The organism is Mucilaginibacter angelicae, from assembly GCF_042434235.1.
In the GTDB taxonomy this organism is placed as follows: domain Bacteria; phylum Bacteroidota; class Bacteroidia; order Sphingobacteriales; family Sphingobacteriaceae; genus Mucilaginibacter; species Mucilaginibacter angelicae.
Window position 1 is genome coordinate 74,735 of the sequence record NZ_JBHLTS010000069.1, and the last position, 20,801, is coordinate 95,535.

At 44.1% G+C, this 20,801-nt stretch carries 15 protein-coding genes; 8 read left to right on the forward strand and 7 right to left on the reverse strand.

Features of this window, described 5'->3' with window-relative positions:
* Positions 1–102: 102 nt before the first annotated feature.
* Entirely contained in the window at positions 103–3,015 is a 2,913-nt protein-coding gene (locus ACFFGT_RS22255; RefSeq protein WP_377024717.1) for a ligand-binding sensor domain-containing protein, read from the forward strand.
* 207 nt (positions 3,016–3,222) lie between these two features.
* Here ACFFGT_RS22255 and ACFFGT_RS22260 read toward each other — a convergent pair whose 3' ends face one another.
* The 7 genes from ACFFGT_RS22260 to ACFFGT_RS22290 all read right to left on the reverse strand — a co-directional run bounded on the left by ACFFGT_RS22260 (position 3,223) and on the right by ACFFGT_RS22290 (position 11,575).
* Positions 3,223–5,244, reverse strand: a complete 2,022-nt coding sequence (locus ACFFGT_RS22260; protein WP_377024718.1) for a copper amine oxidase — start codon at positions 5,242–5,244, stop codon at positions 3,223–3,225.
* A gap of 93 nt (positions 5,245–5,337) precedes the next feature.
* A complete protein-coding gene (locus tag ACFFGT_RS22265) occupies positions 5,338–6,096 on the reverse strand; it encodes a ThuA domain-containing protein (protein WP_377024719.1) in 759 nt (252 codons plus the stop codon).
* 18 nt (positions 6,097–6,114) lie between these two features.
* Positions 6,115–6,636 (reverse strand): DUF4468 domain-containing protein, encoded by a 522-nt coding sequence (locus ACFFGT_RS22270; RefSeq protein WP_377024720.1) that lies wholly within the window; start codon positions 6,634–6,636, stop codon positions 6,115–6,117.
* Between the two features lie 398 nt (positions 6,637–7,034).
* Positions 7,035–7,793, reverse strand: a complete 759-nt coding sequence (locus tag ACFFGT_RS22275) for a ThuA domain-containing protein (protein ID WP_377024721.1) — start codon at positions 7,791–7,793, stop codon at positions 7,035–7,037.
* 23 nt (positions 7,794–7,816) lie between these two features.
* Positions 7,817–8,569 (reverse strand): ThuA domain-containing protein, encoded by a 753-nt coding sequence (locus ACFFGT_RS22280; protein ID WP_377024722.1) that lies wholly within the window; start codon positions 8,567–8,569, stop codon positions 7,817–7,819.
* 9 nt (positions 8,570–8,578) lie between these two features.
* Positions 8,579–9,712 (reverse strand): redoxin family protein, encoded by a 1,134-nt coding sequence (locus ACFFGT_RS22285; protein ID WP_377024723.1) that lies wholly within the window; start codon positions 9,710–9,712, stop codon positions 8,579–8,581.
* Positions 9,713–9,733: 21 nt separating this feature from the next.
* On the reverse strand, positions 9,734–11,575 hold the full coding sequence (locus ACFFGT_RS22290; RefSeq protein ID WP_377024724.1) for a glycoside hydrolase family 9 protein: 1,842 nt from the start codon (positions 11,573–11,575) through the stop codon (positions 9,734–9,736).
* A gap of 357 nt (positions 11,576–11,932) precedes the next feature.
* Here ACFFGT_RS22290 and ACFFGT_RS22295 point away from each other — a divergent pair, with 357 nt between their 5' ends.
* The 7 genes from ACFFGT_RS22295 (at position 11,933) to ACFFGT_RS22325 (ending at position 20,554) form a co-directional block, all read left to right on the forward strand.
* A complete protein-coding gene (locus ACFFGT_RS22295; RefSeq protein ID WP_377024725.1) occupies positions 11,933–12,370 on the forward strand; it encodes a PTS sugar transporter subunit IIA in 438 nt (145 codons plus the stop codon).
* Positions 12,363–12,833, forward strand: a complete 471-nt coding sequence (locus ACFFGT_RS22300; protein WP_377024726.1) for a PTS sugar transporter subunit IIB — start codon at positions 12,363–12,365, stop codon at positions 12,831–12,833. The genes ACFFGT_RS22295 and ACFFGT_RS22300 overlap by 8 nt, the downstream gene beginning before the upstream one ends.
* A 39-nt stretch (positions 12,834–12,872) precedes the next feature.
* Positions 12,873–14,459 (forward strand): PTS system mannose/fructose/sorbose family transporter subunit IID, encoded by a 1,587-nt coding sequence (locus tag ACFFGT_RS22305; RefSeq protein WP_377024727.1) that lies wholly within the window; start codon positions 12,873–12,875, stop codon positions 14,457–14,459.
* A 13-nt stretch (positions 14,460–14,472) separates the two neighbouring features.
* Positions 14,473–16,185, forward strand: coding sequence for a phosphoenolpyruvate--protein phosphotransferase (ptsP, locus tag ACFFGT_RS22310; RefSeq protein ID WP_377024728.1), 1,713 nt, complete (start codon positions 14,473–14,475; stop codon positions 16,183–16,185).
* Positions 16,182–16,448 (forward strand): HPr family phosphocarrier protein, encoded by a 267-nt coding sequence (locus ACFFGT_RS22315; RefSeq protein WP_377024729.1) that lies wholly within the window; start codon positions 16,182–16,184, stop codon positions 16,446–16,448. The genes ptsP and ACFFGT_RS22315 overlap by 4 nt, the downstream gene beginning before the upstream one ends.
* Positions 16,449–16,660: 212 nt before the next feature.
* Positions 16,661–17,419: a 6-phosphogluconolactonase gene (locus ACFFGT_RS22320; RefSeq protein WP_377024730.1), complete on the forward strand. Its 759-nt coding sequence runs from the start codon at positions 16,661–16,663 to the stop codon at positions 17,417–17,419.
* A gap of 225 nt (positions 17,420–17,644) precedes the next feature.
* On the forward strand, positions 17,645–20,554 hold the full coding sequence (locus tag ACFFGT_RS22325) for a glycoside hydrolase family 9 protein (RefSeq protein WP_377024731.1): 2,910 nt from the start codon (positions 17,645–17,647) through the stop codon (positions 20,552–20,554).
* The last annotated feature ends 247 nt before the right edge of the window (positions 20,555–20,801 follow it).

Here is a 20,801-nt window from a genome sequence, read left to right on the forward strand (position 1 = left end):
TGTAAAATGTTGATTAAATTACGGCTCTCAACCAGTCGGCTCCTAACCAGGCCGGGCTGTATTATTAACTGAGTTTTACTCAACCACCACAGTAATTCGTTAATGAAGAAGTGCATTCTGTTTATTCTTGTTCTCCGTGCTTTTATCTGCACTTCCATTGCCCAGATCACGCTTGGTACCCCGGCTATAAAAAACTATACGCATGATGAGTATAATGCGGGCAGTGAAATTTGGGATATTAAACAAGGCAAAAACGGCTTGCTTTATTTTGCCAACGATGACGGCCTGCTCACTTTTGATGGCAGCTACTGGAAAACATACCCACTACCCAACCGAAGCGCTATTAAATCAGTAGCAATTGATGCTACGGGCAAGATCTATGTTGGCGGGCAGGATGAGCTGGGCTATTTTTTTCCTGACGATGCCGGGATCTTAAAATTTCATTCGCTCAAGCAATTGTTACCACAAAAGGCCAGGCAGTTTGCCGATATCTGGGATATTGTAATTTATAAGGACGAGATTTTTTTCAGGACGATAGAATGCATTTTTGAACTGAAAAATAATGTGATCCGCACCTTTGATGCCCCTGGTGGCTGGATGCTGCTAAGCCAGGCGGGCGGGCGGTTATTTGCGCATGATAAGGATATCGGCCTTGTTGAATTTAAAGATACCCGGTGGCAGGCCTGTGTTAAGCAACCCACAACCGGCTTAAGGGTTACCGGTATAACCGAATTTGGCCGCGACACGTTACTGCTTGCCACGCGCAAAAACGGTTTATTTTTCATGAGTGGCGTTAACCTGTATAAGGCTCCAACCGCTATCGATGCTGCCTTACAAACCGACCTGGTAAACTTTGGCCAAAAAATAGGCAACAACCGTTATGCTATAGGCACATCGGCAAAAGGAATATATATCATTGATGAAAAAGGCAGGCTTATTGAACAATTTTCAAACAGGCAGGGCTTACAAAACAACAATATCCATAGCGCCCTGCTTGATGGTGACCACAACCTTTGGCTGGGCCTGGAAAACGGGCTCGACTTTATCAACTATAATACATCGGTTAAACACATTTACCCCAACCGCGAAAACCAGGTAAAAAGCAATGCAGTAAGTATCTTTAACAATAAGCTTTATATCGGTACTTCCAACGGTTTATATGCCGTTCCTTTAAGTCCCCAACAAAGGGATATCAGCACGGCAACCGGCACATTTACCGAAGTTGAAAACACCAAAGGGCAGGTTTTGAGTTTAACGCAGATAGGCGGGCATTTACTGGCGGGACACCAGGATGGGGTATTACAAATTGATAATAACCAGGCCAGGGCGATCACTCCCGGCCCCGGTGCATGGATGATGAAGGCCTTTCCATCCTCTCCGGATATTATTGCCGGTACATACACCGGTTTCCAGCTTTTAAAGTACAACGGCAATGGTTTTAGCTTTGAAGGAAAGGTAGATGGCATCTACGAATCATTAGGGAACCTTGCCCGCGACGATAATAATTACATTTGGGCAACCCACCCTTATCGCGGGATCTTTAAGGTACAGCTATCTGCAGATAGAAAGAAAGTTGCCCTTTATACTCAATATGCTGAAAAAAGCGGCTTGCCATCGGCACTTAATAACCACGTGTATCTTATTAAAGGTAAGATCATTGCCTCAACCGAAAAAGGCATCTATGAATACAATGCCAATAAGAATAATTTCATATTCTCGCCTTTCTATGCGCCTATCTTTTCAAATGCAAAAATTGAATACCTTACCGACGATAGCAAAGGCAATATCTGGTTTATTAGTAACCAACGGGTGGGCGTTATCGACTTCAGTAAAAAATCCAGCTCAGCTCCTTATACGGTGATCTATTTTCCTGAACTGGCGGGCCAAACAGTTAAAGGATCTGAATACATTTACCCGCACGACCAGGAGAACATTTTTATCGGCTCAAACAATGGGGTGTTTCATTTAAATTACCGGCAATACGTATCATCAGAAAACAAGCTGAACGTTTTACTTACCTCGGTAAAAGCCATAGCCGAAAAGGACAGCCTTATTTTTGGAGGATATTTTGTAAAGGGCAATCAAATAGTATCTGCTCAAAACACTAAACAGGTTGTAAGCCTCTCCAACCATTGGAACTCCTTTCATTTTGAATACACCTCTACCCTGTATGCTCAAAAAAGCAATGAAGAGTTCACCTATAAACTCATCGGCTTTGATCAGGACTGGTCGAAATGGTCGGTTAAAACGGAAAAGGATTATACCAACCTGCCTCACGGCAGATATACTTTTTCGGTAAGGGCCCGTAATAATTTAGGCGCGGCATCTGCCCCGGTTAATTATACTTTTATTGTTGAACCGGCATGGTATCAAACTATATGGGCCTATCTCATTTACTTTGCGCTTTTTGCTTACCTGGTTTTTCTTGGTATAAAATATCAGCAAAAACGGTTCGACCTGCACCGCCAACAGCATGAGGAAGAGCAAAAACGCCTCAGCTACCTGCACAGCCTGGAACTTGACCGGAATGACAAAGAGATCATGGCCCTGAAAAACGACAAGCTGGAAGCCGAATTGAGCTATAAAAACAAAGAACTGGCTACCCTAACCATGCAAATGGTTGACAGGGGTAAATTGCTGCTCAATATCAAAGACGAGCTGATGGTATTAATCAAGAAACTCAACATCCCCGATGCTTCCTACCAGTTCAGGAGTGTATTTAAATTAATGAGCGATACCGAAAAAAGTGATGATGACTGGGATAACTTCTCTATGTATTTTGACCAGGTACACAACAACTTTTTAACCACCATGAAGGCCAAGTTCCCGGGTTTAAGCTCAACTGACTTAAAATTATGTGCTTATCTCAGGTTAAACCTGTCATCAAAAGAGATAGCTCAATTGCTTAACATCTCGCTAAAAGGCGTGGAGATCAGCCGTTACCGGGTACGTAAAAAGCTGCAGCTATCTACCGAAACAAACCTTTATGATTTTTTGATAGAGGTTACTAAGTAGTTAATTAACAGCAATTTCCATAGATCCTATAAAAAAACGTCATTGCAAGGTACGAAGCAATCCCCTATAAGCAGGTCCGCCCTGTATAGTTTGGGATTGCTTCGTACCTCGCAATGACGATTTCATATGGTATTTCCTAATGAATATTAAAAAGCCGCATTCCCATCAGGAAACACGGCTCTGAGCATTAACTAAATTGACTGATTTTTACTGATGCTCAATATCTGAACCCGGCTGCGTTTTTTCAACAGGTTTAAACTGTTGTTTGATAAATTCTGGGTTACTATTACCGTAAGTTGGGTTAGTTGAAAAGAAACCGAACGGCATCAGCGTAAAGCCCATGTGGTGTACCGACATGATAGGCCATTCTTCGGGCCTTACAATGTGGGTGATACCGGCCACATACCATAATACCACATCGTTATTGCCAATCTCGCGATTTTTGGCCGTCCACTCGGGCAGGCCATCATACACCTTATTACTGGCGGGGTATTTACCGGCAGGATAGATCTCATTTTCATGATATTGCGTTACCCAAAACTGGTGGTTCAGGAAACCTGCCTTTTTGCGAAGCAGCGATGTTTGCGACACAAAGGTTTTTGCCTGGCCGCCCGGCATCAGCATGTAGCCTACATGTCCGCCAAACTCGTTCATTTCTTTATTATTAACCACATGCCAGTTACGGGCGCTTTGGTAATTTACATCGCGCTGGGCCTCTTTTTCATTCATGAACATGGTATCATCAACGTAGAACGCGTTTTGGTACGGGTTATCCTTACCCGGTGGCACGGCTTTGCTGTTCATTTCCATTACGCTGTTGTTTTGCGCGCCGTCAATATCCATATCCAGCCTGAAAACAAAAAAGTGCTGGTGATTAATAGCCTCAACATGTTTATGCACTAATGTACCGAAGGGATGGCCCTGGTATGAAAGATCATTTTTATTGGCGCCCATGCTCATTTCGCTGGTACGATGTACACCTTTCACTTCCACAATGCCAGTCAGTTCAATATCCACATCGATGGTGCCATCTTCCTTAAAACGCCAGGTAAAGGCGTAATCATAGTTTTCGATCATGGTATAGTATTTTATAACCAGGTTAGTTGCCCGGCGCGAAACCGTGCCGTGGCGCCACAAAACACCGCCATATTCCTCGTACACAGCAACCGCCCTGTCAACCTGGAAAGGCGTACCGTTTTCACGATGAAGGATGGCAGGCATGTATTCGGCATTTTCGGGTGCGTCGGCACCGGGGGTTAACGATTGCGCTGTACCCTGTCCTAAGCGATATTCACCTACATCAAAAAAGTTATAAGTAGCCTGGAACAAATCGGGCGAACCGTATGGCACCACCATTTCGGGCATGGAACCGCGGTACATTACCGAACGCTCTTTGCCATTATCGTTAAAGCGCACATTATAAATTACCAAACCTTCGCGGTTATCAACGCCGTAACGCAGCTTCCAGTTTTGCCAGGTTATTTCATGGCCGTTTACAGCAAAAGTGTGGCCTTCCGGTTGAGTGATCATCAGCGGCTTAGGTGCAGGCAATGTTTCCTTAACCGAATCTTTGTTGAAATAATACAAATCAGTCATGTCGCTAAAGGCATTGCCTTCATCAACTATCTTCAGGATTTTGCCGGTGGTAAAATCGGTGTAGGCCATCAACCCTTCAATATCTACATTGTTCTTTTTACGGCGGGCAATAACCATTTGCTCCCGGTGACCAATTGGCGCAATACCAATATCGCCGGTAAATACACTGCGATGTATTACCGAATCGATAGAAATGCCGCGCTTTTTCAGAGCAGCCACCCAAGCCTTATCCTTACGTACGATGATATTGGCCACAGAATCGGCTTCAAGGCCCATACCAATTACGTTCGGGATATTTTTAACCGAGGTTACCTTTTCAGTATTTAAGTCAACCACAGCCTCGGTAATGCCGTTTTTGCTGTAATCATAAAAGCTGGTAAAAGCTTCCCGGCGTATATGCATGCCGGGTTTATAGGCAAGCACCTCGCTTTTGGGCGGCTCCTTCAGGTTAATGATGTTAAAAATATCCTTCCCGGTTGTGGTTTTACTATCCTTCAGGATCTGCACAACTTTTTTCATTTCGGCCGCCGAAAGCGGATCAAGCGGATAGGTATTGCCGCCTGTTTGGGCGCAAACCTGCCCAGCGCAAAGCAAACCTACACCAATGGCGTAAAGCAATGGGGTTTTAATCATTTTATGTTGTTTAAAGAGTGTCGATTGTTAAAGTTTCTCTTCTCAAACTTTAGGATATAACCGGCTCTTAAACACAATAAAATTTAAACAGTACTATTTTTTAGCAGCTAACCACAACAGGGCATCCTCAAACATCTGGTTTTGCTCGGGCGATGTAAATATCTGGTCGCCATGGCCCATGTTCATGTAAAGCATTTTGTATTTGGTATTCGTCCACACTACAGGGATATCGCCATCGCGGATAATATCCTTTTTGCCCAGCGGATAATTAGCCGGATCAAGCGTTACCAGTACTTTGATATCTTTATTATCTCGCGGGTTGGGTTTCCAGCCGTACCACTCGTTTATAGGCGCTATATAACTTTTGCCCAGGCTTTTGGTTACAGGATGGGTATTATCGTCCACAATCATTTTAGCAGGCAGCGGCGGCCAGTTGTTGTTATAAAATGTAGCGCCTAAAAACTCAACAAACCAAGGCCATTTGGTATATTTGTCATTATACCCCGATACGTGGAAGCCCAGCCAGGCACCACCGTTGGCCATAAATTTTTCAAACGCACTGCGCTGTGCCTGGTTATGCGGAAACTCATTAAGCCAAACTACTACCTGGTAATTCTTTAGTTTCTCATCGTTCAAATCTCCCCAGTTACTGGTGGTATCAAAAGCGAAGCCTTTGGCTTTGGCCATTTTACTATAAAACTTCATGGCATCCATAGCAAAATCAACATGGTCACTTTCAACATTGGTTGAGTATAAGGCCAGTACTTTAAATTGAGGTTGCTGTGCAAAGCTGGTTTTACCGGCCAAAAGTATCAGCATCAAAAGTGTTATAGTGTATATCAGTTTCTTCATCTTAAATGCTTACCAAGATTATTTATTCATTTCATTACCAAGGGAATCCATTGCATTATTTACAGCAGCACTTACACCCCTGAATAATGGCTCATCATCGCCCGACCAGGGCTTGCCACGCCTGAAATCCCACCAGCGGTATTCAATTTTTGAGTATTCGTTCGAGATACCTTTCTCTATCGGCTTTTCGTAAACATCAAAAACCTTAACCTCATAAGTGGCATCGTACACTATTACATCAACCACAACCCTTACAAAGTAATAGTTGCCGGTAGTACCAATATTGATGCGGGTGGTGTAAGTGCCTGTTACCTCACCTTTCTTTTCGTTTGCGTTGGTTACAGCTTTTTCGTCCCCCTTAAACCAGTTTAGAGCTTTAGCATATAGATCAGCTTTTTTAAAAGCCGGGTTCAGCGCGTAAACGTTATCAAAATATACCTTACCATTGTGCATTTGCAGCAATATGGGCGATGTATTTCCTTGTGCATTACCGATAAACGGCATCAGTAAAAGGAACGTGAACAATAGCTTTTTTATCATAATTGTGATGTGTTTAACGGCTTTGTTTGCGGTTAAGTAAATATCAAAAACAAGTATTCAAATTGTTAATTTACGGGCACTACTTTAGCACTACAGCTTCAAGAAACGACTTATAATTATTTAATTATCAATAAGTAATATTAATAAACTTAATTTCTGGTGATAAAAGATATAATTTATATAACCGATATGGTGTTTAAAAAGTCGCCGATACGAGGCTCCGCTGGAGCCAAAGTCTTTGTTTCGACAGAGCTATAAACACGTTACTCCTATGGAGTACTGAAACTCAGCAAAACACTCCGTAGGAGTAACGTGTTTATAGCACAAGTCCTCCATGAAATTCCAGACTCCGTAGGTGCCTCGTATTTAAAAGTGCCAGGTCAACTTATTTAACATGATTACTTTCCAGCCGCCCAGAAAATGGCATTGCTAAACAGTGTGGTATAATCCTTACTATCAAAAAGTATTGGCGAATGGCCCATGAAAATATAAATGTTACGGGCCTTTTTTGCAGGATTAGTCCATACTACCGGATGGTCGCCCATTGTTATCCCGTCTTTCGGTTCGTAGGTTGATTCATCTACCGATGCAAGAACATGTACATTGGGCCGCGGACTTTTATCATATGTGTACCACTCCTCTTTTTGCACTAAGAATGATGGTGATACGCCCTTCATTACCGGGTGGCTTTTATCTTCAATGTTAACGGTGCCTTTAGCAAAGGTGGCTATGTAGTTTTTATAGCGGATCCCTCCCATAAAGTTCGAGAACCAGTTCCACATCGGGTAACCATCAAACTCGCCTAACAGGGTGGAATGATGAAAACCTATCCAGCCGCCCTTGCCTTCATCAATATATTTTTCAAATGCTTTTACAGCTTTTTCCTTCCACGCATAGGGCGGGTAGTCCAGCTGGATAAACAATTGATAATTAGATAAAAAAGCATCATCAATTCTATCAGTACTTTGAATGTAATCGATCGAAAAATTGCTATCGGCAGCCAGCTTATCCAGCCACACTTTGGCTACTTTTGAATACTCAATATGGTGCCCGCCGTTTTCATACAAGGCTATTACTTTAAAACGCGGGGCCTTTTGCGCCCATGCGCAGATAACGGTTAAAAGACAAAAACTTAAAATCAGGCTTATTTTTTTCATGTCAGTTATTTTCGGTTGATGGTTTATTTTGATCCGGCCCAAAGGATGGCATCCCGGAGTAGTGTTATATAGCTTTGATTGGTAAATACTGAAGGATCATGCCCAATACCGATATAGATCATACGGTGGTATTCTTCATTCGTCCAGATGATGGGATGATCGCCCATAGGTTTGTTTTGTTTATAGCTTGATTCATCAGCAGTAGCCAAAACATGTACATTAGGCCGGGGACTTTTATTAAACTCGTACCATTCGTCGGAGATCTCAAATTGAGCGGATAAGTTTTTAGTAGCCGGATGTTTCCTGTCTTCCACAATAACCGTCCCTTTTTGATAAGCCGGATGCGGCGAATACACTACTCCGCCCATAAAATCCTCAAACCATTGCCAGTATTTGGTACCTTTTGCTAAAAACTCCGTACCGGTTAAGCCCGCGCCATGAATGCCAACCCAGCCCTTCCCCTGCTCTGCAAACTTCTGTAAAGCCGCCTGCTGGCTGTAGGAGATATCAAAAGGTGCTAATTGAAGCATCACAAACACATCGTAGTTCTTCAGGTTTTCATCATTGATCTTACTTGAATCATCAGTATAGTCAACTTTAAAATGATTGTCCTGGCCAAGTTTTTCAAAAAAAGGTTTGGCAGCGGTCATCATTTTGATGTGATCGTCAGACTGGGAGATCACCACAAGCGCCTTGAATTTATACTGCTGCGCGATAGCTGTGCTTACCAATAACAGCGAAATCAATACGGCAACAAAATATTTCAGCTTATTCATCGACATTAATTATTTGTAGATCCTGCCCATCATCGGGTTATTCCAGATCACCTTTTTAACTTCCTCAATATCAATAGCCCCCTGATGGCTGTACACCACTTTGCCCTCCGGATCAACAAGCATGGTATAAGGTAAAGCCCCATCCCATTTAGGATCTACAGCCTCGATCATTTTGTATTTATCATCGCCGGTATAAATGTAATTGGTGCCCGATGATTGTTTGCGCTGGAGAAACTTCAGGGCTTTATCCTTATTGACCGGATCATCGGCACTGATACTCACAAATTCAAGCCCCCTGTCACGATATAACCTGTTCAATGTAACCAGGTCATCAAACTCTGCAACGCAGGGGCCGCACCAGGTAGCCCAAAGGTTAATGAGCCTTAACCTGTCCGAGTGATTTTTCACTACAGTTGCAATTCCCGCAGCACTGATGGTATCGATTTTAACCGGCTCTTTAGCCCATTGAATTTGAGCTTTATCAATCCAATCTTTTTTCTCGGCCCATTTAACCGAGCAGCCAAAGGTTTTGGTAACTGGTACTGCTATTTCTTTACCGGTCAGCACAGCATCAATAGCATTGCGCACATCTTGTGATTTTGGTGTTTTGGCAGGGTTTTCCATATCATCAATCCGGCCATTGTAACGGAGTTTCCTATCTTTATCAAAAACAAAAATATGAGGCGTTGCAACCGGGCCGTATTTGTTTGAGGCAGCTTCGGTTTCGCCATCGTACAGGTATGGGAAGTTAAATCCCTTGTCTTTGGCGCGCACTTTCATTTCTTCAAATGAATCGCCCAAATCACTGTATCCCAGTTCATCATAACGCAACGAAGCCGGATTATTAGGGTTGATAGCTACCACACTAACACCTTTTGAAGCATAGTCGGCGGTGAGTTTAATCATCCTGTCTTCATAGGCCTGCGATGTAGGGCAATGGTTACACATGAAAACCACCACCAGTACTTTAGCGTTTTTAAACGATTGTAAAGTATAAGTTTTACCATCAATACCGGGCAGACTGAAATCGGGCGCCTGCTCCCCTATGGCCAGTGTTTTATGCTCATCAAAAGCAAAAGAAAGCTTTGATAAACCCAGCAGCAAGGCGAGGATAAAACTTATACGGATCTTAAATTTCTTCATAACAAAATCTATAGTTTATAATTAATCGCTTGTTGAAACTGCCAGCAGGTACCAGGCTGTATGCGGCAGCCATTGCTCCGCCCAACGCCAGTCCGAATCTTTGCCTGATACTGCATAAGGGATATTAAAATCAATATCATCCTCATTATCAAAACCTGATGTAATTCCATTTACAATACCACCCGGCGCATTGGTATATTCAAACGTGCCGAAAAAGCCATAAGCGGGGTTATTATGCCCGGTACCTTGCAGCATACTGGCATCAAAGGGATTTAAGCCCAGGATCCAGTTTAATTGATCAATGGCAAAGCCGGAAAGCTGATCATGAAAGGCTTTGTCGTCTTTAAACAGGTTAGCGGCCATCCTTGCGGCAGTAGCAACTGAACCAAGCCTTGCGTTTTCACCCTGCCACCATGGCGAGGCATCGCTGCCATGCGAAAAAAAGAAAGCGCTGTGCCGGTTACCTAAAGTATCCTGCACCAGTTCGCGGCTGTAACCAAAAGGGTTATTCACTTCATGAGTAATAGCCAATTCAAATTCCATTGATTTCCTTACTGATGTTTTGATCTTCGCCTGCAGACCAGCAGCAGCATAAGGATAATAATACAGCAGGCTTACTACCGGTAAGCCACCATCTGATGGATGAAAGAAAGGCCTGTCCTTATCATCAGCACGCCAAAAATTCTGGTATTTATTCCATGAGCTTAGGCGGTTAAGCAAATTATTCGCACGTTTTTCGGCGGCCGCTTTGTATACATCTTTATGGGTTACTTTATAAAGCTCGGTAGCAGCGCTCAACGCACAATAATCATCAAGGATGTTTTCATTTTTATCATAATCCATTTGCGGGTTTTCCTTCTCTAAAAAAGCAAAAGCGTTTTCGGCGGCTTTCAGGTAATCGGCATTGCTAAACTCACCCGATGTTTGATAGGCTGATGCCATTGCCAGCGCTGCAATGGATATCCCCGCCCCCGAACGGTAACTGGCCTGGTAACTGCGCCAGTTTTTACCGGTGGTGGTTTTGGTAAAAGCCTGGTCTTTGGTTTGCTTTATGCGATAACTGCCTTCATCAGCCTGGATCACTCTATCTTTCGGTAACTTACCGGGACCGGGTGATGACACAGAGCGATAAAATGAACCGTTTTTAGCCTGCATCCGCACCAAATAATCGGCACCATACATGGCTTCATCTAAAATTCTGCGGTTAAATTGCCTGAAATCAGTCCCCGAACGGGCAATTAACAACTCGTAAGTTTTAAAAAGACTAAAAGCCGTTAACGAGATCTGCTGCGGGTTAAAATAATTGGAGAATGATAAATGCGACAGGTGTTTGCCATAATCGCCGGTGGCATCATACCAGCCGCCGTGCGCATCAACTGTATCTGTTGTACCCGATAATGCCAAATGATGATCGGCTTTATCCAACAGCCCAGAGCTTCGCTGTCCTTTAAAATAATATACCACATCGGATATGGTGGCTTTTTCAAGCACATTTTTGCCGATAATAAAAGGATAGGATGAAATGATACCTTTTGCTGAGTTGAATTGAACCTTATAGCTGCCGGGCGTTGTAAAACTGCTGAAATCAAGTGTCCAGAACTCAAAGTTTTTCCATTTATTCACCGGACCACTGTAGATTATATTACCGGTAAATACCGTGTTGCCTTTATCTGCATCAATCAAATTAAAAGAAGTAAATGCGAGATGGCTATCAGCAACAATAACCGCGCGTTTGGCTTTGTTCTCCTCATAACCCACATGATTGGTTACCACTTTAATACTTTGCGCCCGCACTAAAAAAGGCAGACCTATAAAAAGCAGGCAGGCAGATGAAAGAATAGCTATATGTTTTTTCAGGTTCATATATAAAGTTAAGGAATTATAAAGTGGCGTCGGAAATACAGGCTCTGCATCCTGCTTCAAAGCTAAAAGATTAAGTTTCCGTTGGATATTTTCATACCACTACATTAGCACTACCATAGTTAAATACCTCAATTTGTTACAAATAGCTATTGAGGTTTTGCATTATCAGATTTTATCCTCAATAATGCCTTTTTACCTTAAACCGGCACAATAAATTATAGTAGTGGTGTTGTAGTGGCTTCAAAATAGCAATTGAACAAAGTTTGACTGATAATTGCAGAATATAAAATTTCATATATTGTATAACCGGTTATGAACGCGGCGCTGTTAAACACAGGTCGAAAACCTTAATAATTAATGGAGAATACCCAGGGCACAAGAAAATTTCTGATTGCAACGCATGGAACACTGGCAGGCGGTGTTAAATCATCACTTGATATTATTACCGGTGCTATGGATAATGTTTTTTTGATAGAAGCTTATGTTGATGAAAACAAATCATTGGAGGATGAGATCAAAACCGTGCTTGAGCAAGTTGGTGATAACGATGAGCTGATCGTTTTTTCGGATATTCTTGGCGGCAGCGTTACTAACCAGGTGTTACAATATGCCCTGCAGGCTAACGTACATGTGGTTTCGGGCTTTAACCTGCCATTGGTAATAGAAATTGTACTGGCCGATGCCGATACTCCTGCCGAAGAGGTTATTGCCGAAGCTATTGAAAACGCAAAACAACAAATGGTATACGTAAATAAACTTTTAACCTCGCAAAATCAGGAGGAAGAAAATGATTAAGCTAACCCGTATTGACGACAGGCTGGTACACGGACAGGTTGCTTTTACATGGACACCGGCCCTGGGCGCCGATTGCCTGCTAATAGCCAACGACAAGGTAGCAAAAGATGAGTTCATGAAGATGACCCTTGGGCTTGCTAAACCGGCAGGAACAAAACTCCTGATCAAATCGGTAAAAGACGCGGCAGTTTTTTTAAATGACGAAAAAAGCAAAAACGCCAAAGTTTTGATATTGATAAATAGCGTTAAAGATGCCGCCTCACTGGCTGCTGATGTTGCGGAGATAACCACTATAAATTTTGGTGGGCTACGATCGAAAGAAGGTTCAAAATTGATATCAAAGGCCATTGCGGTTAATGATGAGGATATAACCATCATCCGCGAAATGCTGGCAAAAGGCCTTGAACTGGAAGTGCGGCAGGTACCTACCGATAACAAACAACTTGTAGCAAGCCTGATTTAATAAACAGATTTAAAACCTATACAAACAACCATTTAATCCTTGTTAGTATCATACTTGCTCATCGCGCTGATTGCGATGTTTGGACATTCGGAAGATTTTTTGGGCACTACCCTGCTTAGCCGCCCCCTTGTGCTCGGTCCGCTGGTTGGCCTGGTACTTGGCGATGTAACACAGGGAGTGATCATTGGCGCCACTTTGGAACTTATTTTCATGGGTAATATCAAAGTGGGTGCGGCCATTCCGCCCGACGTGATCACGGGAGGAGTATTAGGCACTGCCTTCGCCATTATTTCAGGCAAGGGGCCTGCCATTGCGCTGGCTATAGCCGTTCCGGTTTCCATACTGGCCGAAATGGTGATCAGCGGCTTGTTTGTATTGCGGGCAATGCTCAATAAAAAATTCAATCAATATGCCGATGAAGGCAATTTTAAAGGCATCCAGCGCCTGCATATTATATCGGGTTTATTACGGCCGGTTCTCATGGGCATTATCATTATGCTGGCCCTTCAATTAGGTGCAGGAGTTATGAAAACATTTTTAGACATGATTCCTGCCTGGGTACAAACAGGCTTACAGGTTGCCGGGAACATGCTGCCCGCATTGGGCTTTGCCCTGCTCATGAACCTGATGTTCAATAAGAATATGGCGCCTTACTTTTTCCTCGGTTTTATTCTGGCTGCTTATTTAAAGCTGCCGGTGATCGCTATTGGGGGATTGGGTGTGATCATTGCCTTGCTGGTTACACAAGTTGCTCCAAAACCGGTTACTGATGATGAGGATGATTTCGGTTTAGATGATGAACCTGCCGAACAGGTAAAGCCTAACGCAAAGCTTAGCAGGAGAGATATCCGCCTGCTGTTTTTCCGTTCGCTGGCATTGGAGGCTAATTTTAATTTTGAAACCTGGCAAAATACAGGCTTTGCTTTTTCCATTATTCCTGTGTTGAAAAAGCTTTACAATACCAAACAGGCTATGGCCGCCGCCCTGAAAAGGCATTTGCAGTTTTTTAATACCAGTCCTTACGGCTCAACGTTAATACTGGGTATAACCGCCGCTATGGAAGAGCAAAACAGCAATGATGAGGACTTTGACAGTGAATCCATCAATTCGGTAAAGCTGGGTTTGATGGGGCCATTAGCAGGCGTATTCGACTCGCTATTTTGGGGAACCTTTAAAGTGATTGCCGCCGGTGTCGGCACTTCGCTGGCTATTAAAGGCAATATCATGGGTCCGTTGTTATTCCTGCTGATCTTTAATGTACCGCATTTGTTGCTGCGTTATAAACTAACGTTTGTGGGTTATGATGCAGGAACGCGCTTCCTGCAAAACCTGGCCAAAAACAACGTGATGGACAGGCTCACCAAAGGCTCATCCATTTTGGGGCTGATGGTTGTTGGCGCCATGCCGGCCACGCTTATGAACATTACTACGCCGCTCCACATCGGCACCGAAAAATCGGCGGTGGGGATACAAAGTATTTTAGACCAGGTAGTGCCGGCCATGATACCGCTGGGCCTTACCTTTTTAGTGTATTATTTTGTTAAAAAGAATATAAAAACCACATACCTGTTATTAGGCCTGCTGTTGCTTGGTTTTGCAGGGAGTATTATCCACCTGTTTGCATAAAGAAAAGATATAAATGAAGGGAATTGGAGTTTCACCGGGCATTGCTATAGGCAGGGCGTTTGTTATCAAAAAAAACGCGCCAGCCACCAACGGTATTGTTTTAAAAAACCAGGTTGAGATAGTGGCAGAAATTGAACGCTTTGATATTTCGGTTATCAATGCGCTGGGCGAGATCGATGCTATCAAGAACAGCTCACAACTAATGCTTAATGATGATGACATCGCCATACTGGAAACACAGGTTGAGCTGATCAACGACCCACAGATCCGCGAGGACGTGGTGGCCAAGATCGAAGCAGAAAAAAAGACCGCCAACGATGCCATGATCGAGGTTACCGCCGGTATAGTGGCACTGTTTGAAAGTATGGACGATGAGTATATGCGTGCCCGATCGGCCGATTTCCAGGATATAGGCAACCGCATTCTCAAATATATTAACCGTACAGGCGATACCAATAACCGCTCATTTGAGCCGGATACCATTGTTATTGCCGATGACCTCACCCCTTCTGACACCATCACACTCGACCTTAACCTTGTCACCGGTTTTGCAACACAGGCAGGCAGCCGTACTTCGCACGCGGCCATTATAGCCAAATCAAAAGGGCTGCCTGCCGTTGTAGCCTGCGGCGATGAGCTGATGACCATTAACCATAACGACTTTATTATTTTAGATGGCCTCAGCGGTTCTGTTTATGTTAATCCCGGCGAGGAGATCATCAACCGTTACTCGGCAAAATCAGCCTCGTTCAGGCAGCAAGCCGAAGTATTAAAAAAGGTTAAGGATAAGCCTGCCATTACAGAAGACGGCAAACAGGTAACCTTGCTGGCTAATATCTCCAATGCTGATGACCTGGAGATGATGCATGACAACGGAGGCGAAGGCGTTGGTCTTTTCCGTACCGAAATGTTGTTTATGGACAGGGACAGTTTCCCTGATGAGGAAGAGCAATTTGAGTTTTATAAAAAAGCGGTGTTGCAGGCAAAAGGCAAACCTGTAATTATACGAACCATTGATATTGGTGGCGATAAACACCTGTCGTACTTTAACTTACCTGCCGAACTTAATCCTTTTTTGGGTTACCGGGCCATCCGCATCTCGCTTGACCAGGAAGGCTTATTTATGGTGCAGCTTAAGGCCATTTTGCGGGCGTCAGCGTTTGGCACTGTGAGCATCATGTTCCCGATGATCTCGAACGTAAAAGAGATCCGCGATGCTAAACTCATCCTCAGCAAAGCAAAAAATGAACTGCTTGAAGCCGGCGTGCCTTTTAGTGCTGATGTAAAAGTTGGGATTATGGTCGAGATCCCTTCAGCCGCTGTTACGGCCGATATCCTGGCTAAGGAAGTTGATTTTTTCAGCATCGGCACTAACGACCTTTGCCAGTATACCCTGGCTGTTGACAGGATGAACGAAAAAATCACCCACCTGTATGATCCGTTTAATCCCGGTGTATTGCGCCTCATCCTGAATGTTATTGAGCAAGGCCGCAAACACAATATCCACATAGGCATGTGCGGCGAAATGGCTTCCGATCCCCTGGCTACCTTGTTATTGCTGGGCATGGGCCTTGAAGAATTTTCCATGAGCGCAGCTTCTATCCCTGCAATAAAAAACATCATTATTAATAATACCGAAGCTAAAGCCAAACAGGTATGCCGGCAGGTAATGGCTATGGATAGCTCCGAAAATATTATTGCTTATTTAAAAGAGATAACCCAATGATAACCAAAGATTATATCATCACATCGGCACAGGGAATGCACGCCCGACCTGCAACCCAGCTTGTTAAACTGGCAAAAGGGTTTAAAGCCTCCACCAGTTTAAAAAAAGGCGATAAAACTGTTAAACTGAACAGCCTGCTTAATATCCTTTCGCTCAGCATTAAAGGCGGCGAAACCATTTCGGTAATTATGGATGGCGAGGACGAAGTTAGCGTAGCCGTTGTGATCGACGACTTTTTCACCAAACAGCTTAAGGAACTATAAACAGCATAAAACCGCTATCCGAAGTCTCTGACTTCGGATGACTATGTCTGTAGTCTGTGACTACAGTTCATTTCAAGTTAAAAAACATGTTGTATGCCTGTAGTTGCAAACTACAGGCATACAACATTCGAAGTCAGAGACTTCGAACAGCGCGAGGACTTCGAACAGCGAACAATGATTTAAAATGACAATAAAAAAGCACAACAGCATAAATGAAAGTAACTATAACCAAAAGCGAACAGGAATTTGATATCACCGCGGCATGGCGCATCATAGCACAGATGCTTGAAAAGAAAACATCGGTAATTGGCCTTTCAACCGGGCAAACTACTATAGGCATGCACCGCATCGTATCCGAAATTTATGCCAAATATCCGTTCGATGTATCAAACATCACCCTGTTTAACGTGGACGAGCTCACCAATTTGGAGCGCGAATACGCGGGCAGTTGTTATACCATGATCCTGAACCAGATTGCCGGTCCGCTGGGTATCCCTGACGAAAACTTTATTATGCCGCCTACCCTTTCGGATGATTTTGTTGCCGAGAGCATCCTGTTTGAAAAACGCCTTGCCGAACGTGGCGGCGCCGACCTGCAGATGCTGGGCATAGGCAGTAACGGGCATATCGGCATCAACCAGCCGGGAACCCCGTTTGAAAGCGAAACCTGGGTATCGCCTATGGACCCCGATTTTGAGGCCCGTGTACGCCGCGAAACACAGGTACCACCCGAAATTGAGCTTGGCGGATTAACCCGTGGTGTTAAAAATATCATGCATACCCGCAAGCTCATCCTGATAGCCAAGGGAAGCCATAAAGCCGAAATTGTTAAACAAGCCATCCTTGGCCCGGTAAGCACGGATATCCCGGCTTCTGTGGTTCAGCTTCACCCTAACTGCGAGATCCTGTTAGATGCTGATGCCGGTGCACTGGTGGCCGATTATGCTAAAGAACGTGGCTATAACTGGTAAGTAATGATGATTAAATAAAATAGAAAAAAGGTATCCTGATGTATTTTAGGATACCTTTTTTATGAAACATACTATCTACCACGTCATTGCGAGGCACAAAGCAATCCCAAACTTACAGGGCGGACTTGCACAGCGGCTCTGCTAATCGGGGATTGCTTCGTGCCTCGCAATGACGTGTTGGACTTGGATCCAACAAAATATTAACTATTCTAATTTCCTCCACTCATGAAATATATCTACCCTACAGCAGCCATCGCCATACTTCTCTTATCCGGCTTCTATTTTATCAGGGAACCGATGGTTGAACATTTTGAAGATTCGGCTACTTATCGCTGGCTCCATAAAAAGGTAGCAGATAAACGTCTGCTTGATGATATGGAAAACCTGAATAACTGGCGTTCATTCACTTCATCGGGTGTACATGTTGTTGATGCCCGGCAGGTTACCGTAACGCTCGATTCAAGCAGTTCGGTGGCTACTATTGAGCTTTCAAAACAGTTTGTTCATGACGGAAGCCAATCATTGCTGATGACAACCCCTACCCGGTTGGCTAATGCGGCGCCTCAAAATGGCAGGCATTGGGGGCGGTCAGGAGTAAGGAGGCTTTTTAATGGCGAGGACTGGACAAAGTACAACCGCATCTCTATCTGGATTTATCCCGATTTGCCGGGCTTTTATACAACAGCGCTCGACTGCCAGTTGTTTAACGACGGCCAGGTAAAGCTCCCTGCTATTTTTGGTCAGGAAGGTCAAACCTCTCTCACCCTAAAAAACCATGAGTGGAACCATGTAGTTTGGGAAATAGACAATGTGGCGAGGGATAAAATTACAGCCTTTGAAATATCATACGGCTTATCGGGCAGCTACCCCGAAGAGGCCAGTAAAATCCATTTTTATTTCGACCAGATGGAGCTGGAAAAAACAGATGCGGATAAAGTTGAAGGCTGGGATGTTGCTCCCGAAAAGATCTCATACGCACACACGGGCTATCAAACGGGGGCGCAAAAAAGTGCTATCGCCAATAACATTAACGCCAATGAATTTAAGCTCATCAACCAGGATAATGGTGATGTTGTATTGAACAAAGCCCTGCAAAAAGTTAGCTCTCATATCGGCAATTTTGAGGTGATGGATTTTTCGGAAGTTAGAAAGCCGGGGAATTACATATTGCAGGCAGGTGATGTGAGTACCAAACCATTCAGGATAAATGATGATCCGTATGAAAGAACCGTTTGGAAAGCACTCAACTTTTTTTATGCTGAGCGTTGCGGAATGGAAATACCCGGCATCCACGGCAAGGAACATGAGGACTGGCTCTGTATCCACGGAGATAAACGCATGGTGATTAATGGCGGCTGGCATGATGCCGGTGACCTTTCTCAAAGTTTTGAGGGTACAGAAGAAATCACTTATGCCCTACTCAGTATGGCCGAAAAGCTGCGCAACCGTGATGAAGATCCTGAGCTATATAACCGCGTATTGGAAGAAGCCAAATGGGGATTAGATTGGATCCTGAAGACCAGTTTCGGTGATGGCTATCGTAATACAGGTTCGATCAATAGCCGCCGCACCAATAACATCATAGGCGATGACGACGATGTGATCACCACAGCGCAGAATAATCCGCTGGCTAATTTTGAAGCTGCATCGGTTGAGGCTTTCGGATATCGTGTATTTAAAAACATCGATCCGCGCTATGCGGCTTATGCACTGAAAAAAGCAAAAGCCGACTGGCAATTTGCCCTTGATGGTTTGCCATCGGTAAAACCGGTTAAAGACCAATGGCGCGGTACATTTGATTCAAACAATGTAGAAGATGAACTGCCTTCACAAATCATCCTGTCCTCGCTTGCAATGTGGAAGGCTACCGGAGATGATAAATACAAGGAGATAGCCATAAAACAAGCGCCATTGATCATGAACGCCCAGCAACGCAAACGCCCGGATTGGGATACGCCGCTTACCGGTTTCTTTTATACCTCAACCGCAAAAGAAAGGATCCTGCATTATTGCCATCGTGGCCGTGAGCAGGCGCCAACCATGGCGCTTACCCAACTTTGCGATGCATTCCCAAATCACCAGGACTGGATCAAATGGTATTCGACGGTGACGCTTTATGCCGAATATTTGAAAACCATAGCAAAATACACAGCGCCATACAATGTAATGCCGGCATCGGTTTACATGGACACCGAATATGTAAGCGTACCCGAAAGCCGCAGGGAATCATTCAGTAAGCAGGTGCTAAAAGGTGTACCGCTTGGTAAAGGTCACTACCTCCGCCTGTTCCCGGTGTGGATGGATTACCGCGGGCATTTCGGTACTATTTTACCACAGGCACAGGCATTGGCAAGTGCGGCACATTTGCGCGGTGACCTGCCGTCTGCACAATTATCCATGCATCAGTTGGAATGGATCATAGGCCGTAACCCATTTTCGGCAAGTACCATGTATGGTGAGGGTTATGATTACGTGCCGCTTTACACGCCATCATCTGGCGATATGGTTGGTGGTTTACCGGTAGGTATCGAATCAAAAGATGAGGATGACGCCCCATACTGGCCGGTACAAGCCATGTGGACTTATAAAGAGATCTGGGGACATCCGGTTACCAACTGGATCTGGCTGCTGAAAGATGTGGAAGGCCCGGCTATTGTTGATGGACAGGCAAATGGCCCGGTAACCTTTAAAGAAACTACTACCGGGCAGCTTATTACCGTAACTCCCAATAGTTCAACCGGCCACTTTAAAACAACCATGCCCGAAGGGAAATATATCATCAGCAGTGATGGCACCGAACAAACGCAAACTTTCCTTCCTGCCGCTTCCTACCATCTTGAATGCAGGGCGGATAAGCTTTTGAAATATGATGTATCTCAAAATATAACATCAAACGGCGGAATCACCATAAAGCTTAAGGTGCAGGGCAATGGCAGCCACAGTTTCAATATCAGGACTGATAACCTGAGCCTTGCTTCAGCATCAAAGCAAATCACATTACAAACCGGCACAGCGCAAAGCTTTGAATGGAAAGGGCGGATCACAGATAAAGATACACCATGGGTAGCGGTTGTAATACCAGACGGTGATATGTCTCACCGGAAAGAGATCAGAGGAGCTGTTTGGGAGAAATGAAGTAATAGTAATCATTAAAAATTGTCATTTCGATAGAGCGGAAGGTGGGATTGTGCACCGGGGCGAAAGAGAAATCTTGTATGCTGTTCAAATCTGATAGGCATGGTTGACCAAACAGCACGTATAAGATCGTATGCATGAAATAGTTAAAGAAGAGTTCTTGAAAGAAAGGTTGTAGATTAAAGTGAAAACTAAGAACAAACACTTTAAATCAAGAACTCATGAAACAAGTTACACAATTAGACTT

What these genes read in the sequence shown, in the direction of transcription:
- ACFFGT_RS22255 (WP_377024717.1), top strand. Translation starts at nt 103, where the DNA reads ATGAAGAAGTGCATTCTGTTTATTCTTGTTCTCCGTGCTTTTATCTGC.
- ACFFGT_RS22260 (WP_377024718.1), bottom strand. Translation starts at nt 5,244, where the DNA reads ATGATTAAAACCCCATTGCTTTACGCCATTGGTGTAGGTTTGCTTTGC.
- ACFFGT_RS22265 (WP_377024719.1), bottom strand. Translation starts at nt 6,096, where the DNA reads ATGAAGAAACTGATATACACTATAACACTTTTGATGCTGATACTTTTG.
- ACFFGT_RS22270 (WP_377024720.1), bottom strand. Translation starts at nt 6,636, where the DNA reads ATGATAAAAAAGCTATTGTTCACGTTCCTTTTACTGATGCCGTTTATC.
- ACFFGT_RS22275 (WP_377024721.1), bottom strand. Translation starts at nt 7,793, where the DNA reads ATGAAAAAAATAAGCCTGATTTTAAGTTTTTGTCTTTTAACCGTTATC.
- ACFFGT_RS22280 (WP_377024722.1), bottom strand. Translation starts at nt 8,569, where the DNA reads ATGAATAAGCTGAAATATTTTGTTGCCGTATTGATTTCGCTGTTATTG.
- ACFFGT_RS22285 (WP_377024723.1), bottom strand. Translation starts at nt 9,712, where the DNA reads ATGAAGAAATTTAAGATCCGTATAAGTTTTATCCTCGCCTTGCTGCTG.
- ACFFGT_RS22290 (WP_377024724.1), bottom strand. Translation starts at nt 11,575, where the DNA reads ATGAACCTGAAAAAACATATAGCTATTCTTTCATCTGCCTGCCTGCTT.
- ACFFGT_RS22295 (WP_377024725.1), top strand. Translation starts at nt 11,933, where the DNA reads ATGGAGAATACCCAGGGCACAAGAAAATTTCTGATTGCAACGCATGGA.
- ACFFGT_RS22300 (WP_377024726.1), top strand. Translation starts at nt 12,363, where the DNA reads ATGATTAAGCTAACCCGTATTGACGACAGGCTGGTACACGGACAGGTT.
- ptsP (WP_377024728.1), top strand. Translation starts at nt 14,473, where the DNA reads ATGAAGGGAATTGGAGTTTCACCGGGCATTGCTATAGGCAGGGCGTTT.
- ACFFGT_RS22315 (WP_377024729.1), top strand. Translation starts at nt 16,182, where the DNA reads ATGATAACCAAAGATTATATCATCACATCGGCACAGGGAATGCACGCC.
- ACFFGT_RS22320 (WP_377024730.1), top strand. Translation starts at nt 16,661, where the DNA reads ATGAAAGTAACTATAACCAAAAGCGAACAGGAATTTGATATCACCGCG.
- ACFFGT_RS22325 (WP_377024731.1), top strand. Translation starts at nt 17,645, where the DNA reads ATGAAATATATCTACCCTACAGCAGCCATCGCCATACTTCTCTTATCC.